At 73.0% G+C, this 13,542-nt stretch carries 13 protein-coding genes; 9 read left to right on the forward strand and 4 right to left on the reverse strand.

Translation table 11 applies throughout. The annotated features are described in order from the left end of the window. Positions 1–2 precede the first annotated feature (2 nt). From ABD324_RS16485 to ABD324_RS16495, 3 genes are read right to left on the reverse strand one after another with little or no spacing between them, the layout of a single operon-like run. Positions 3–1,109: an aKG-HExxH-type peptide beta-hydroxylase gene (locus tag ABD324_RS16485; RefSeq protein ID WP_344417522.1), complete on the reverse strand. Its 1,107-nt coding sequence runs from the start codon at positions 1,107–1,109 to the stop codon at positions 3–5. Continuing rightward, positions 1,102–1,326, reverse strand: a complete 225-nt coding sequence (locus ABD324_RS16490; protein WP_344417524.1) for a hypothetical protein — start codon at positions 1,324–1,326, stop codon at positions 1,102–1,104. Before ABD324_RS16490 ends, ABD324_RS16485 begins: the two co-directional genes overlap by 8 nt. A 28-nt stretch (positions 1,327–1,354) precedes the next feature. Further along, positions 1,355–1,567: a hypothetical protein gene (locus ABD324_RS16495; protein ID WP_344417526.1), complete on the reverse strand. Its 213-nt coding sequence runs from the start codon at positions 1,565–1,567 to the stop codon at positions 1,355–1,357. 376 nt (positions 1,568–1,943) lie between these two features. Here ABD324_RS16495 and ABD324_RS16500 point away from each other — a divergent pair, with 376 nt between their 5' ends. From ABD324_RS16500 to ABD324_RS16540, 9 genes are all read left to right on the forward strand, one after another. Next, positions 1,944–3,050, forward strand: a complete 1,107-nt coding sequence (locus tag ABD324_RS16500; protein WP_344417528.1) for an ABC transporter substrate-binding protein — start codon at positions 1,944–1,946, stop codon at positions 3,048–3,050. A 6-nt stretch (positions 3,051–3,056) separates the two neighbouring features. Further along, positions 3,057–5,780 (forward strand): ABC transporter permease subunit, encoded by a 2,724-nt coding sequence (locus ABD324_RS16505; protein ID WP_344417530.1) that lies wholly within the window; start codon positions 3,057–3,059, stop codon positions 5,778–5,780. Next, positions 5,777–6,502 carry an ABC transporter ATP-binding protein gene (locus tag ABD324_RS16510; RefSeq protein WP_344417532.1) on the forward strand — a complete coding sequence of 242 codons (726 nt, stop codon included), beginning with the start codon at positions 5,777–5,779 and terminating at the stop codon, positions 6,500–6,502. The genes ABD324_RS16505 and ABD324_RS16510 overlap by 4 nt, the downstream gene beginning before the upstream one ends. Positions 6,503–6,605: 103 nt before the next feature. Further along, positions 6,606–7,781: an acyl-CoA dehydrogenase family protein gene (locus ABD324_RS16515; protein ID WP_344417534.1), complete on the forward strand. Its 1,176-nt coding sequence runs from the start codon at positions 6,606–6,608 to the stop codon at positions 7,779–7,781. Continuing rightward, entirely contained in the window at positions 7,781–8,644 is an 864-nt protein-coding gene (locus ABD324_RS16520) for an alpha/beta fold hydrolase (RefSeq protein ID WP_344417536.1), read from the forward strand. Before ABD324_RS16515 ends, ABD324_RS16520 begins: the two co-directional genes overlap by 1 nt. A 24-nt stretch (positions 8,645–8,668) precedes the next feature. Beyond that, complete coding sequence (locus ABD324_RS16525; protein ID WP_344417538.1) at positions 8,669–9,520, forward strand: isocitrate lyase/PEP mutase family protein; 852 nt, start codon at positions 8,669–8,671, stop codon at positions 9,518–9,520. Beyond that, on the forward strand, positions 9,517–10,785 hold the full coding sequence (locus tag ABD324_RS16530; protein WP_344417540.1) for a 3-isopropylmalate dehydratase large subunit: 1,269 nt from the start codon (positions 9,517–9,519) through the stop codon (positions 10,783–10,785). Before ABD324_RS16525 ends, ABD324_RS16530 begins: the two co-directional genes overlap by 4 nt. Then, on the forward strand, positions 10,772–11,284 hold the full coding sequence (locus ABD324_RS16535) for a 3-isopropylmalate dehydratase small subunit (RefSeq protein WP_344417542.1): 513 nt from the start codon (positions 10,772–10,774) through the stop codon (positions 11,282–11,284). Before ABD324_RS16530 ends, ABD324_RS16535 begins: the two co-directional genes overlap by 14 nt. Before the next feature lie 55 nt (positions 11,285–11,339). Then, positions 11,340–12,176: an IclR family transcriptional regulator gene (locus ABD324_RS16540; RefSeq protein WP_344417544.1), complete on the forward strand. Its 837-nt coding sequence runs from the start codon at positions 11,340–11,342 to the stop codon at positions 12,174–12,176. On the opposite strand, the gene ABD324_RS16545 is transcribed toward ABD324_RS16540, so the two are convergent. After that, the gene (locus ABD324_RS16545; protein ID WP_344417546.1) at positions 12,167–13,540 is read right to left on the reverse strand and encodes an aldehyde dehydrogenase family protein; all 1,374 of its coding nucleotides are present in this window, start codon (positions 13,538–13,540) and stop codon (positions 12,167–12,169) included. The two genes, ABD324_RS16540 and ABD324_RS16545, sit on opposite strands and share 10 nt — an antisense overlap. Between the last annotated feature and the right edge of the window lie 2 nt (positions 13,541–13,542).

The raw sequence follows: 13,542 nt of genomic DNA on the forward strand, positions 1-13,542 counted from the left end.
CGCTACGTCGTGGTCCGCGACGTGAGGCCCGCACTCTCGACCTGCATCGAACCGATCGACTCCACGAACTGCCTGCCCGACCCCGTCAGACAGCCGAGATGCGGCTGAACCGCGTCGAGGAGCCACGCGCTCCTCGACCGGCACCGGTCCGCACGGGTCGCCGCGTCCGCCCACCGGTCGACCCCGCCGGCACTCGCGGCGGCATCGAGGAACACCGACAGCGCGAGATAGACGTGCATCGAGGTGAGGACCCTGTCGACCGGCCAGCCACCGGCGCCGGGCTCGTCCTCGTGCCACGCCGGGGTGGTCCGCGGTGAGGTCTCCTGCCGGAACCCCGGGGCGAACAGCGGGCGGATGTAGTCGATGTCCAGGAACTTGAGGTGGAACGCCTCGTGGACCAGGGCCTCGGCGGCCACGGCGTCGTCGGCCAGGACGTCCGGCGAGAGGATCAGCACGCCGGGCAGCCCGGGCAGGGTGAACGAGTTGAACGTGTGTCCCTCGGCGTCGAACTCCCCGAGCACCACCATGAAGACGTGGCGCAGCGCGCTGGTGGCCAGGTCCGGCGCGATCTCGCAGGCGAGCCGGGCGCCCCTCGTGAGGACCTCGACCTGCGGTCGGGAGGCCGCCAGGACACGGAACTGCGGGACGCGTTTGTGGATCTCGTCCACGAACCGCCGCCCGGGCAGCGTGCCCCGTTCGTCGCCGGCCCAGACGTGGCCGAACTCGGCGGTCGGGCCGAGGAGGGCACCGCGCCCGTCCGCGTCGAGCAGCGTCCGTTCCCCGGCCCCGTCGAGGGCCAGGGCCGCGGCGGTGAGCAGGTCGTCGAGCATCACCGGGTCGATGGTGTCCATGCCTTCGGCGACCAGGCAGACCCCGTCCTCGACGGTTCGTCTGACGAGCGGGTCCCGGAAGAGACCGGTCCGCAGTCCCGGCATCTCGTCGAGCCGGGTCAGCAGGTGCTTCGCGCCGGCCGACTCCTCGGCGACGAGACCCAGGAGTCCGGTGTAGACCGATGCGACCTCGCCGGCGATGAATGCGTGGCTCCCGAACGGAATGCCGTCGGCGAGCACGGATTCGACGGCGATCGCCCCGGCCGTTCCGTCACGCATGGTAGTAGAAGAGGGGGCAGAAAAGGGTGCCCACCTCGGCATAGGCGTAGGTGCAGAACAGTTCCACCGGCCCCTCGGTCACGGGTCCCTCGTCGTCCGCCGCCGCGTGCGAGGTCCGCCTCGCCATCTCGAGACCCCGGATGAGGACGTCGAACACCTCTGCTCTCGAGCCGAGTCCCGGTGTGCCGCTGCCGGTCTGCTGGGTCGAGTCCGTCATGAGATTCCTCCGCAGCGCCCGTTGGCTTCTAGTTGATGTACAGGACGGGGCAGTAGTGCTGGCCGTCGTAGTAGAGGCCGGCGCAGAAGAGGCTGTCCGGCTCCACCCCCACGTCGGGTCCGACGGTGTCGCGCGCCGCCACCAGGCCTCGCATCAGGACGTCGATGATCGGGGCCCCCTGGCGTGGCCCGGTGTCGCCACCGGCGGGACCGGAGTCGGTGGGCTGTGCGGAATCGGTCATCGCTTTCCTCGCATCCGGGGCGGCGTCGATCTCGATCGGTCCATTCTGTCGGCCCGCCGGGCCCTCTCCAATGCGTACAAGTGCGTACGGTGCGCCGGCGTTGTCCCGCGCCGGCGCGGGACGACGTACCGGTGACCGGGATTCTCCGGCGGGTGAGCCACGCCACCGCGCTTACGGTCTTCGACGCCAACCCCCCGGCAGCCCACGGTCGACCGGATCGGACCGTCGGAGAACTGGAGTCCAGGTGAGCGTGCCAGACATGAGGACCGCGAGGTCGACGAGGACCAGCCGGTTCGCCGGCATCGCAGTGGCCGCAGCCGTTGCCCTGACGGCCACGGCATGCGGATCGAACGCGTCCGGGAGCTCGGACGAGATCGTGATCGGTTCGATCGGCAGCTACACCGGCCGAACGGCGTCGACGATCGGCCCGGCCCGCGACGGCATCCAGATGTGGGCCGACTCGGTGAACGCCGCCGGCGGCATCAAGGGCAAGAAGGTCAAGCTCATCATCGAGGACGACGCCGGCAACGCCACCACGGCGCTGGCGAAGGTCAAGGAGCTCGTCGAGCAGGACCACGTCAGCGCGATCGTCTCGGACAACAGCGTCCCCAGCCCGACCTGGTCGCAGTACGTCGAACAGAAGAAGATCCCGGTGGTCGGCGGATTCTCACTGACCCCGCCCTTCTACACCTCCCCGATGTTCTTCCCGACCGGCGCCAGCACCTCCGCGCAGACCTATGCCGAGCTCGAGGTCGCGAAGACCTTCGGGCCCAAGGTCGCGTCGTACGTGTGCGCCGAGAGCCCGAACTGCGCGGCGCTGAGTGCGTTGCAGGACCAGGTCGCGGCGACCGTCGGTGTCGATCTGGTGATCAACCAGAAGGTGTCGTCGACCGCGCCGAGCTACGCGCCGCAGTGCCAGGCGAGCATGGCCGCGGGCGCGAACTCGATGATCATCAAGGTGCCGGTGCGACCGGTGATCGAACAGTGCCGCACGCTCGGCACGCCGATGGGGTTCGTCTCCGGCGGCGGCAACGTCACCGCCGACGTGCTGGCGAGCCCCGCGGCGCAGGGTCTGAAGAACGTCGACAACCGCTACCCGCTCTACGTCGACGCGATCGCGGCGCGCACGGAGCCCGGGCGCGCCTTCACCCAGGCCGTGGCGACACTCGCGCCGGCTCTCCAGGGCAAGGTGCAGCCCTTCTACTCCGCCGCGTACATCGACGGGATGCTGTTCAAGGCCGCCGTCGAGGCGTCGGGCTCCGAACAGGTCACCCCCGAGTCCGTGCTCGCGGGCCTCTACGCCCTGCCCCAGGGCTTCGACCTGGGCGGGCTCATCCCGCCGCTGACCATCGTCAAGGACAAGCCGACGGTGACCAACTGCTCGTTCCTGACCGAGATCAAGGACGGCCAGTGGGCGCCCGCCGACCAGCTGACGGTGTGCGCACCGCAGGAGCTGACCACGCGCCTGGCCCAGCAGAAGTAGCCGACGATGCTGACCTACATCGTCATCGGGATCGTCCTGGGGTCGGTCTACAGCCTGGCCGGCATCGGCCTGGTCCTGACCCACCGGACCTCCGGGGTCTTCAACTTCGCCCACGGCGCGCTCGCGACGGTCTCGGCGTTCGTGTTCTACACCCTGTACGTCACCTGCGAGCTCCCGTGGCCCGTCGCCGCGGTGGTCGCGGTCCTCGTGGCCGGACCGCTGATGGGCTACCTGCTCGAGCTGCTCACCCGGACGCTGCCGAGCGCGCCGCTCGCGGTCCAGGTCGTGACCACCGTCGGGGTCGTGCTGATCGTGGAGGCATCGGTCACGCTCATCTACGGGCGGGCCGAGCTGCGCACCGTCCCGCAGTTCCTGCCCGAGACGCGCATCGTGATCGGCTCGACGGTCGTCACGACCGCCCAACTGATCATGGTCGCCTTCGTGCTGGTCGCGAGCGTCGCGCTGTACCTGCTGTTCACCCTGACCCGCACCGGCCTGGCCATGCGGGCGGTGGTCGACGATCCCGGGCTGCTCGACCTGTCCGGCCGCAGCCCGGTCGGGGCCCGGCGCTGGGGCTGGAGCATCGGGGTCACCTTCGCGGCGGCCTCCGGGGTCGCGATCGCCCCGCTGGTCCCGCTCGACGCCGAGACGCTCACCCTGCTCGTCGTCCAGGCCTTCGGCGCGGCGGCGGTCGGGTCGTTCAGCAGCCTGCCGCGCACCTACCTCGGCGGCCTGGCCATCGGCGTGGCGTCGTCGCTGGCGACGATGGTCTTCCCGGACGGGCCGCTCAGCGGCCTGCCCAGCGCCCTGCCGTTCGTCGTCCTGTTCCTCGTCCTGCTGCTCTCGCCCAAGCGGGTGCTCGGGCACCGCACGCTGCTGGCCCCGCCCCGTGCGCCGGCCTGGCGGATGCCCGGGCGCTTCCAGTCCGGCGCGGCGCTCGCCCTGGTCGTGGTGGTCGCGGCGGCACCGCTCTACGCGGGCTACCACCTGGGCGGCTTCACGCTGAGCCTGGCCTACGTCATCCTCTTCCTGGCGCTGGGCCTGCTCACCCGGCTCTCCGGTCAGGTGTCGCTGGGCCACGTGACGTTCATGGCGATCGGGGCGTGCGCCTTCGTGCAGCTCACCGCGCTGTTCGACCTGCCGTGGGGGGTGACCCTGCTGCTGGCGTCCCTGGTGGCGGTGCCGGTCGGCGCGCTGCTGGCGATCCCCGCCATCCGGCTGTCGGGCCTGTACCTGGCGCTGGCGACCTTCGGGTTCGCCGTCGTCGTGACGTACCTGGTCTTCCCGCTGCCCTGGATGTTCGGCAACGAGGGCGCCACGATCGCCGTGGACCGCCCGGGCGACGGCTGGCTCGCGACGGACGCGGGCTACTTCTACCTCGTACTCGCCCTGGTGGTCGTGGTCGCCGTGCTCGTCACCGCCGTGACCCACAGCAGGCTCGGCCGGCTGCTCGGCGCGCTGAACGACAGCGTCCGCGGGCTGGAGGCGACCGGGGTGTCGGTGAACGTGGCCCGGGTGCTCGTGTTCTGCCTGTCGGCCTTCCTCGCCGCCTTCGCCGGGGTGCTCGGCGCGGCGGGACAGCAGGCGGTGACCGCGGACTCCTACGGGCCGCTGCCCTCGCTCACGATCTTCGCCCTCGTCGTGATCAACCCGGGGCGCGCGCCCTGGTACGCGGTGCTCGGCGCCGTCGGCGTCGGTCTGGTGCCGTCCTACCTGGACGCCGCCGCCTCCGCGAACTACCTCAACCTGCTGTTCGGCCTGGGCGCCGCGACCTTCGCCCTCGCCTCCACGCGTGGGCACGGAGGGGCGCCGAAGTGGGTCCGGCGCTTCGAGCGCGCCCGCCCGGAGGACGCCGAGCCGGCGGCCGCACCGGTGCCCGCGCCCGCGGTCCGGACCGGGCGTCCGGCGGCCGGGACACCCGTCGAGATCATGGACGTCCGGGTGCGCTTCGGCGGGCTGACCGCCGTCGACGGTGTCTCGCTGGCCGTTCCCGCCCACCGGGTCACCGGGCTCATCGGCCCCAACGGCGCGGGCAAGACGACGACGTTCAACGCCTGCTGCGGGCTGGTCCGCCCGGCGTCCGGACGGGTCCTGCTCGACGGCCGCGACCTCGGTCGCGCCGGGCTGGGCCCGCGGGCGCGCCGCGGGCTCGGCCGCACGTTCCAGCAGATGGCGCTGTTCGACTCGGCCACCGTCCGGGAGAACGTCGCGCTCGGCGTGGAAGGGGCACTCGCCGGCGGCAACCCGCTGCGCCACGTGGTGGGCACCCGCAGCGACCGCGCCCGGATCGCCGCCGAGGCCGAGGCCGCGATCGAGCTGTGCGACCTCGGGGGGATCGCCGACCGCGTCGTCGGGTCGCTGTCCACCGGGCAACGACGGCTGGTCGAGCTGGCCCGGTGCCTGGCCGGGCCGTTCCACGTGTTGCTGCTCGACGAGCCGTCGGCGGGGCTGGACCGCGTCGAGACCGTGCGGTTCGGGGACGTCATCGAGCGGGTGGTCCGCGAGCGCGAGGTGGCGGTGCTGCTCGTCGAGCACGACATCGCACTGGTCAGTCGCCTGTGCTCGTACCTGTACGTGCTCGACTTCGGCAAGCTGATCGCCGAGGGCCCGCCCGGGGAGATCCTGTCCTCGCCCGCCGTGCGCGCCGCATATCTCGGCGACGGGGCGGTGGAGGGATACGCGTCGGCCGCCTCCGGGCCCTCCGAAGAACCTGCGTTGGGAGTGTCATGACGACCGCGAACGCGCTCTCGCTGCAGGACGTGCGGGCCGGGTACGACAAGGCCACGGTGCTCTGGGACCTCGACCTCGACCTGCCGGCGGGCTCGATCGCCGCGCTGCTCGGCCCGAACGGTGCCGGCAAGACGACGGTGATGCGCACCGCCGCCGGCCTGCTCCGGCCGGGTGCGGGCGCCGTCACCCTGGGCGGCACCGACGTCACCCGGGCCACGCCCCACGAACGGGCCCGGCGCGGCCTGTGCATGGTTCCCGAGGGGCGCGGCATCTTCCGCAACCTGACCGTGCACGAGAACCTGCGGATCCAGGCGCCGCCCTGGGTCCCGGTCGGCGACGCGGTCGAGAAGGCGGTCGCCACCTTCCCCGTGCTGGGCCGACGTGGCCGACAGGCGGCGGGCAGCCTCTCCGGCGGCGAGCAGCAGATGCTCGCGATGGCCCGCGCCTTCATGGCCGAGTGGCGGGTCGTGCTGCTCGACGAGGTCTCGATGGGGCTCGCGCCCCGGGTGGTGGACGAGATCTACACCGCCGTCCGCGAGCTGGCGAGCGGGGACGTCGCGCTGCTGATCGTCGAGCAGTACGTCGGGCGGGTCCTCGGCCTGGCCGACACGGTCTTCATGCTCGACCACGGCAGCCTCACCTACTCCGGGCCCGCGTCCGGCGTGGACGAGGAGCGCCTCACCGCCGGGTACTTCGGCGGCTCCCCCGCCGACGTCCGCTGACCGGCCGAGAAGGACCAGACCCCGTACCGCTGATCGGGACGCGGGGCCCGGTCCACCGCCGTGCCCTGGTCACCCTGGTCCCACCCCGTCCGAAGGAGAGTCCATGAACACGCAGCACGACGTGCTGGACAGGATCGCCGCAGCCAAGGAGATGCTGGCGGAGCAGGCCGACGAGGCCGAGCGGCTGTGCCGGCTGCCGGACGCCACCGCGAAGGCGCTCAAGGACACCGGGGTCATCCGGCTGCTGCAGCCCAGGCGGTACGGCGGCTACGAGGTCGATCCGCAGGTCTTCTTCCGGGCGGTCATGGACATCGCGTCCTGCTGCGGCGCGTCGGGCTGGGTCAGCGGCATCGTCGGGGTGCACCCCTGGGAGCTCGGCCTGCTGCCGGAGCAGGCGCAGGAGGAGGTCTGGGGCGACGACCCGGATACCTGGATCAGCTCGACCTACATGCCCGGCGGCGTGGCCCGCCGGGTGGACGGCGGCTACGTCCTCGACGGGCGGTGGCAGTTCTCCTCCGGCAGCGACCACTGCGACTGGATCTTCCTCGGCGCCTTCCTCGCCGAGGCCGACGGCACCCGCGTCACCCCGCCGGTGATCCTGCACATGCTGCTGCCGCGCAAGGACTACCAGGTCGTCGAGGACAGCTGGCACGTCGTGGGGCTCAGCGGCACCGGCAGCAACGACATCATCGTCGAGGACGCGTTCGTCCCGGGGTACCGGGTGATGGACAGCGCCGACGTCGTCGACCCGAGCGGTCGGGAGCACCTGCCCGCGACGTACCGCTACCCGTTCTCCTCGGTGTTCCCGAACGCCATCACCGCCTCGATCCTCGGGATCGCCGAGGGCGCGCTGGACTGCGTGCTCACGCGCCAGCGCGCGCGGTCGCAGCCGCGCGGCGGGAAGCCCTACGCCGAGGACCCCCACTCCAACGCCGCCATCGGGCACGCGGCGGCCGACATCGCGGCGGGCCGGGCGCAGCTGTTCGGCAATCTCGCCGAGGTCGGCGCGCTGATCGCGGAGGGCAGGCCGGTCCCGATGGAGCTGCGGGTCCGCTCGCGCCGCGACCAGGTGCGCAGCAGCTGGCGCGCCGTCGCCGCGCTCGACGAGCTGTTCGCCCGCTCCGGGGGCGGTGCCCTGCGCACCGACGACAACCCCCTGCAGCGGCTCTGGCGCGACGCGCACGCCGGGCTCGTCCACGCCATCAACGTCCCCGGCCCCACACTGGCCAGCTTCGCCGACCACGCCATGGACCGTCCCCTCTCGGAGGCCCTGATCTGATGACCACGATCGACATGACCGCGACGTTCGAGCAGACCAGCCGGATGTCGGCGGCCGGCCTGCACTACCACGACCACGGGGCCGGGCCGGCCCTGGTCCTGCTGCACGGCTCGGGCCCCGGCGTCACCGGATGGACCAACTTCGCCGACAACCTCGACGTCCTGGGCCCCCACTTCCGCTGCCTCGTCGTCGACATGCCCGGCTACGGGGGCAGCTACATCCCGGACGAGCTGGACCGCCCGTACCCCGCACTCGCCGCGCCCGCGGTCCTCGGCCTGCTCGACGAGCTCGGGATCGGCAAGGCCCACTTCCTGGGCAACTCGATGGGCGCGGGGGTCACCGCGCAGCTCGCGCTGCTCGCCCCCGAACGCGTGGACCGGCTGGTGCTCATGGGCCCCGGCGGGGTGGGGCTCAGCGTGTTCGGCCCCAGCCCCAGCGAGGGCATCAAGCGGCTGATGGACTTCAACGACGCCCCCAGCCGCGAGACGCTGCGGGCGTGGCTGGAGACGATGGTCTTCGACCAGGCGCTGCTCACCGACGAGCTCCTCGAGCGGCGGTGGGAGCAGTCGCAGCGGCCCGGGGCGATCGAGTGGAGCCGGCGCACCTACGACTTCCTCTACCGCCGCACGCCCCCGGCGAACCCGCCGGTGCCGTTGTGGGCGCAGAGCGCGCGCATCACCGCGCCGACGCTGATCACGTGGGGCCGCGACGACCGCGTGCTGCCGCTGGACCACGCGATCCTGCCCGCCCGCCTCATGCCGAACGCCGAGCTGCACGTCTTCCCGCGCTGCGGGCACTGGGCGATGATCGAACGGAAGGCGGACTTCGAGCGGGTGGTACTGGACTTCCTCACCCGTCCGTAGTCCCCATGTGCAGAAAGGTCGAGAATGACCGCCATTCGGGAGAAGTTCCGGGCCCGCGTCGGTGAGCCGGGGCTGATCATCGCGCCCGGTGCCGCGGACGTGCTCACCGCGAAGCTCGTCGAGCAGCTCGGCTTCGAGGCGGTGTACGTGGGCGGGTACGGAATCGCGTCGGTCGCCCACGGGCTGCCCGACACCGGGCTCGTCCCCGTCACCGAGCTCATCGCGCACGCCGGCGCCATCGCCGGTGCCGTCGACCTGCCCGTGATCGCCGACCTCGACGACGGCGGCGGCACGCCGATCCGGATCCGCCACCACGTCCGCCTGCTCGAGCGGGCCGGGATCGCCGCCTTCCACCTCGAGGACCTGGACCTCGGCGGCGGCAAGCACCTCGGCACGGACGAGCGGCTGCGTCCGCTCGAGGCCGCCGTCGCGAACGTGCAGGCGGCCGTGGACGCCCGGTCCGACGAGGACCTGCTGGTGATCGGCCGGACCGACGCGCTGGCGGCGGGCCGGGGCCTCGACGAGGCGATCGACCGGCTGGGCGCCTACGCCGAGGCCGGTGCCGACCTCGTGTTCGCCGCGGCCCTGCACCCGTCGGACGTCGCGCGGGTCGCCGCGGCGGTCGACCGGCCGCTGCTGAACACCTTCATCCCCGACGCCGCGGCGCCGGACCAGCTCGACACCTCGGAGCGGGACGGGGCGCGGATCGTGGTGCACTCCAGCAGCGCCTTCCGCGTGGCCTACGAGGCTGTGCGCGGGCTGCTCGTGGAGCTGAAGGCGGAGCGCACCGACCGCTCCCTGGGCTCCTGGGACACCGTCCGTGCGCAGATCGACGACACGATCGGCGCCCGCGCGTGGCGGCGGTACCTGCCGTGAAGGGCACGATGGCGGGGCAGATCCTGGCCCGGCGGTGCGGCAGGGAGGTCACTCCCGGAGAGGCCGTCCGCGTCCCGGTCGACGTGGTGTGCCTGACCGACGGCACTCCCCTGGGCTTCCTGGCCGACGGGGTACACCGGGTCTGGGACCCCACCCGCGTGATCATGACGTTCGACCACCTGGACCGGGTGCGGATGCCCGCGCTGCACCAGGGCAAGCGTGCCTTCCTCGACGCGCAGGGCATCCCTCCGGAGAACTTCTTCGGCATCGGGCGCCACGGGATCTCGCACCAGATCCCGGCGGAGCACGGCTGGGCGCTGCCGGGCGCGGTGTTCGCCGGCGGCGACACCCAGGCCGCGACGATGGGCGCGATGAACGCGCTGGCGCTCGCGACGAACGAGAGCACGCACAACACGCTCGCCACCGGCGACGTCTGGCTGATCGTGCCGGAGTGCGTGTCGGTGCGCCTGGAGGGGGAGCTGGCGCCGGGCTTCGTGGCCAAGGACGTCACCGAGCACCTCCAGCAGGTCCTCGCGGGGGTCGCCGAGGGCACGATCGTCGAGTTCGGCGGGCCCGCGGTGGAGCACCTGTCGATCGACACGCGGCTCGGGATCGCCAACGTCGCCAACAACATCGGCGCGCTGTCGATGCTGTTCCCCCCGGACCGCGTGCTGCTGGATCACGTGCGGGACCGCGCGAAGTATGCCTACGAGCCGGTGCACCCCCGGCCGGACGCCGGGTACGCCGCGGAGGTCGTCGTCGACCTCGGGGAGGTCCGGCGGCAGGTCCGCGGCCCCGACGACGGCGCGCCGCCGCGCCCGGTCGAGGAGCTCGACGGGCTGGAGGTCACCGCGGCGTACGTGGGGTCCTGCTCCTCGGCCCGCATCGCCGACCTCGAGCTGGTGGCGCGCATCGTCCGCGGTCGCACGGTCCACCCCGGGGTGCGGTTCGTGGTCACGCCGATCTCGTCGCTCGTCGCGGCCGAGGCGGCCCGGCGCGGGTACCTCGAGACCATGCTGACCGCGGGCGTCACCGTGACCACCCCCGGCTGCGGTGCCTGCTTCGCGGGCAACCAGTCCCCGCTGCTGCTCGAGCCGGGCGACCGCTGCGTCACGACGTCCGTGGAGAACAACCGCGGCCGGATGGGCAGCCCCGAGGCGGACATCTACATCACCGACCCGGCCGTCGTCGCGGCCTCGGCGCTCGCCGGACGGGTCACCGATCCCGAGCCCTACCTGGAGGACCGTGCCCATGCCGTCGCTTAGGGGCCGGGTCTGGCAGCTCGGCGACGGCTTCGGCTGCCACCGGATCGTGCCGAACCGCTTCGACTTCCGGCGCACCGCGGACTGGGCCGCCGCCGAGGAGCACCTCTTCGAGGAGTCCGGGCTGGACTTCGCCGACCGGATCGGGGCCGGGGACCTGCTCCTCGCGGGCACCTCCTTCGGCCGCGGCCACGCGCACTACCACCTGCAGGCGGTCAAGGCCTTGCAGCGGCGCGGGATCGGCGCGGTGTTCGCGGTCAGCTTCAACGCGATCTTCCAGCGCACCGCGATCAACGAGGGCTTCCCGGCCTGGGCCTACGGCGCCCCGCTCGCCGAACTGGTCGGCGCGGGCGACGAGCTCGAGATCGACCTGGGCACCGGTCTGGCCCGCAACACGGGCACCGGTGGGACCCGGCAGCTGCCGCCCGTGGCCGAGGTGGTCCGCGAGATCCTGGACGCGGGTGGCCTCGAGGCGTCGACCCTGGCCCGCCTCGCGAGGTAGAAACATCTCGGCAGGTCTCGAACCCCAACGACGGGAAGAGGAGCGGGAAGACAACATGGACTCCTACGGCGGCAACGGGACCCTCACGGCACGTCCGGACGAGGACGGACCGATGCCGGACGTCGGCGCCCCGGCCACGGCCGTGGACGCTCTGCACGACGACACGTCTCTGGTCAGCAAGGCCTTCCGCATCCTCGACGCCGTGGCGTCGAACCGGGCCGGGGCGACGATCAGCGACCTCAGCGCCAGCACCCAGCTTCCCCGCTCGACGGTCCACCGGATCTCCCGGACGCTCGTGGACCTGGGTGCCCTGGTGCGCACCAACTCTGGTCTGCAGCTGGGCATGCGGCTGTTCGAGCTGGGGGGCCTGGTCCCGGCCCAGACGCGGCTGCGCCGTGAGGCGACGCCCTACATGGCCGAGCTCTACAGCAGCACGCACCAGACGATCCACCTCGGCGTCCTCGAGGGGACCGACGTCGTGTGCGCGGCGAAGCTCGCCGGCCACCAGACGGTCAGCCCGGCCTCGCAGGTGGGGGTGCGCATCGCCGCCCACCAGTGCTCGCTCGGGAAGGCGATGCTCGCGTTCGCGCCCGAGGAGACGGTCGAGCGGGTCATCGCCACCGGGCTGCCCGCCGCGACCGGTCAGACCATCACCTCACCGGACGCGCTGCGCCGGCAGCTGGCGGAGATCGCCCGCATGGGGGTGGCCTTCGACCGCGAGGAGGGCACGGTGGGTGTGCGCTGTGTCGCCGCGCCGGTGCTCGACGCCCACGGCGAGAGCATCGCGGCGATCTCGATCACCTCGGTGCGGGCGAAGTTCGACGTGCCGAACTTCTCCGCCGCGGTCCGTGCCGCGGCCCTGGGGATCTCCCGCTACCACGGCTACCGCTGACGGAACCCGCCCCCGAGCGTCACCGTGAGGGGGCGGGTGTAGAACTCGCGCGCGGCGGCGCCCTGCTCGTGCGGCCCGTACGAGGAGGCCTTCGTGCCCCCGAAGGGTGCCCAGTAGTCCGCGCCGGTGGTGGGCGAGTTGACCCGCACCATGCCGGTGTCGACCTGCTCGGTGAAGCGGAGCGCGGCGTCGAGGTCGCGGGTGTACACGCTGGCGGCCAGGCCGTACGGGGTCGCCGAGGCCAGGTCGAAGGCCGCGTCGGCGTCCGGGGCGGAGACGACGGCGGCCACCGGCGCGAACACCTCGTCGGCCAGCAGCGCGTCGCCGGCGTCCACCTCGACGAGGGTCGGTGCCAGCAGGAACCCGTCGTCCAGCGCTGCCCCGCCGGTGTGGACCCGCCCGCCGCTGCGGGCGAGCGCGGCCAGCGCGCCGGAGCGGGCGGCGTCGCTGATCACGGGGCCGACCGCGGTACCGGGCGACGCGGGGTCACCGACGCCGAGCTGTTCCACGGCGGCCACGAGCCGCTCCCGGAGGCCGCCCAGGACGGCCCGTTCCACGATGATCCGGCTGGTCGCGGTGCACTTCTGCCCGGCGAAGGCCATCGCCGCGCCCGCGATCGACCGCGCGGCCGCGTCGAGGTCGGCGTCGGCGAGGACGACCGATGGGTTGCTGCCACCCATCTCGGCCTGGCAGGGGATCCCGAGCTCCGCGGCGGCCCGGACGACGATCCGGCCGACGGCGGTGCTGCCGGTGAAGCTCACCGCGTCGACGTGCGGGAGCAGCGCCCGCACCACGTCCCCCTCCCCCGCGACGAGCGCGACGGTGCCGTCGGGCACGTGCTCACCCAGCAGCTCGACGAGTGCGGTGGCGGTCGCGAGCGCGGCGGTCGACGGCTTGAGCAGCACCGCGTTCCCGACCGCGAGGGCGGGCGCGGCCTTCCAGAGCGGGATCGCCAGCGGGAAGTTCCACGGCGTCACCAGCGCGACGGCGCCGAGGGGCCGCCGGACCGTGTAGGTGAGGGCGCCCGGCTCGCCGCCGGGGAGGTGCTCGCCGTCGGCGAGCACCGCGGTGGTGGCGTGGTAGTGGAGCAGGTCGACGCTGCGGCGCACCTCCCCCGCGGCCTCGCCGACCGGCTTGCCGACCTCCCGGACGAGCAGGGCGGTGAACTCGTCCCGGCGGGCGTCGAGCGCCGCGGCCGCGGCGTGCAGGGCTCGCGCCCGTTCCGGTCCGGTGGTGTGGCGCCACGCCCGGCCGGCGCGGGCAGCGGACGCGGCGGCCCGCTCGATCTCGCGAGGGGTGGCGTCGGGCCGCTCGACCACGACCTCGTCGGGGCGGTACGGGTCGACGCTGGTCAGGAGGGCCATCG

Origin of the sequence: Pseudonocardia ailaonensis, from assembly GCF_039531635.1 — a bacterium.
GTDB lineage: Bacteria > Actinomycetota > Actinomycetes > Mycobacteriales > Pseudonocardiaceae > Pseudonocardia > Pseudonocardia ailaonensis.

Bases quoted from the DNA above. Each gene is read 5' to 3' on its own strand.
- ABD324_RS16490 (WP_344417524.1), bottom strand. From the start codon at position 1,326: ATGACGGACTCGACCCAGCAGACCGGCAGCGGCACACCGGGACTCGGC.
- ABD324_RS16525 (WP_344417538.1), top strand. From the start codon at position 8,669: ATGACCGCCATTCGGGAGAAGTTCCGGGCCCGCGTCGGTGAGCCGGGG.
- ABD324_RS16535 (WP_344417542.1), top strand. From the start codon at position 10,772: ATGCCGTCGCTTAGGGGCCGGGTCTGGCAGCTCGGCGACGGCTTCGGC.
- ABD324_RS16495 (WP_344417526.1), bottom strand. From the start codon at position 1,567: ATGACCGATTCCGCACAGCCCACCGACTCCGGTCCCGCCGGTGGCGAC.
- ABD324_RS16510 (WP_344417532.1), top strand. From the start codon at position 5,777: ATGACGACCGCGAACGCGCTCTCGCTGCAGGACGTGCGGGCCGGGTAC.
- ABD324_RS16520 (WP_344417536.1), top strand. From the start codon at position 7,781: ATGACCACGATCGACATGACCGCGACGTTCGAGCAGACCAGCCGGATG.
- ABD324_RS16545 (WP_344417546.1), bottom strand. From the start codon at position 13,540: ATGGCCCTCCTGACCAGCGTCGACCCGTACCGCCCCGACGAGGTCGTG.
- ABD324_RS16505 (WP_344417530.1), top strand. From the start codon at position 3,057: ATGCTGACCTACATCGTCATCGGGATCGTCCTGGGGTCGGTCTACAGC.
- ABD324_RS16515 (WP_344417534.1), top strand. From the start codon at position 6,606: ATGAACACGCAGCACGACGTGCTGGACAGGATCGCCGCAGCCAAGGAG.
- ABD324_RS16485 (WP_344417522.1), bottom strand. From the start codon at position 1,109: ATGCGTGACGGAACGGCCGGGGCGATCGCCGTCGAATCCGTGCTCGCC.
- ABD324_RS16540 (WP_344417544.1), top strand. From the start codon at position 11,340: ATGGACTCCTACGGCGGCAACGGGACCCTCACGGCACGTCCGGACGAG.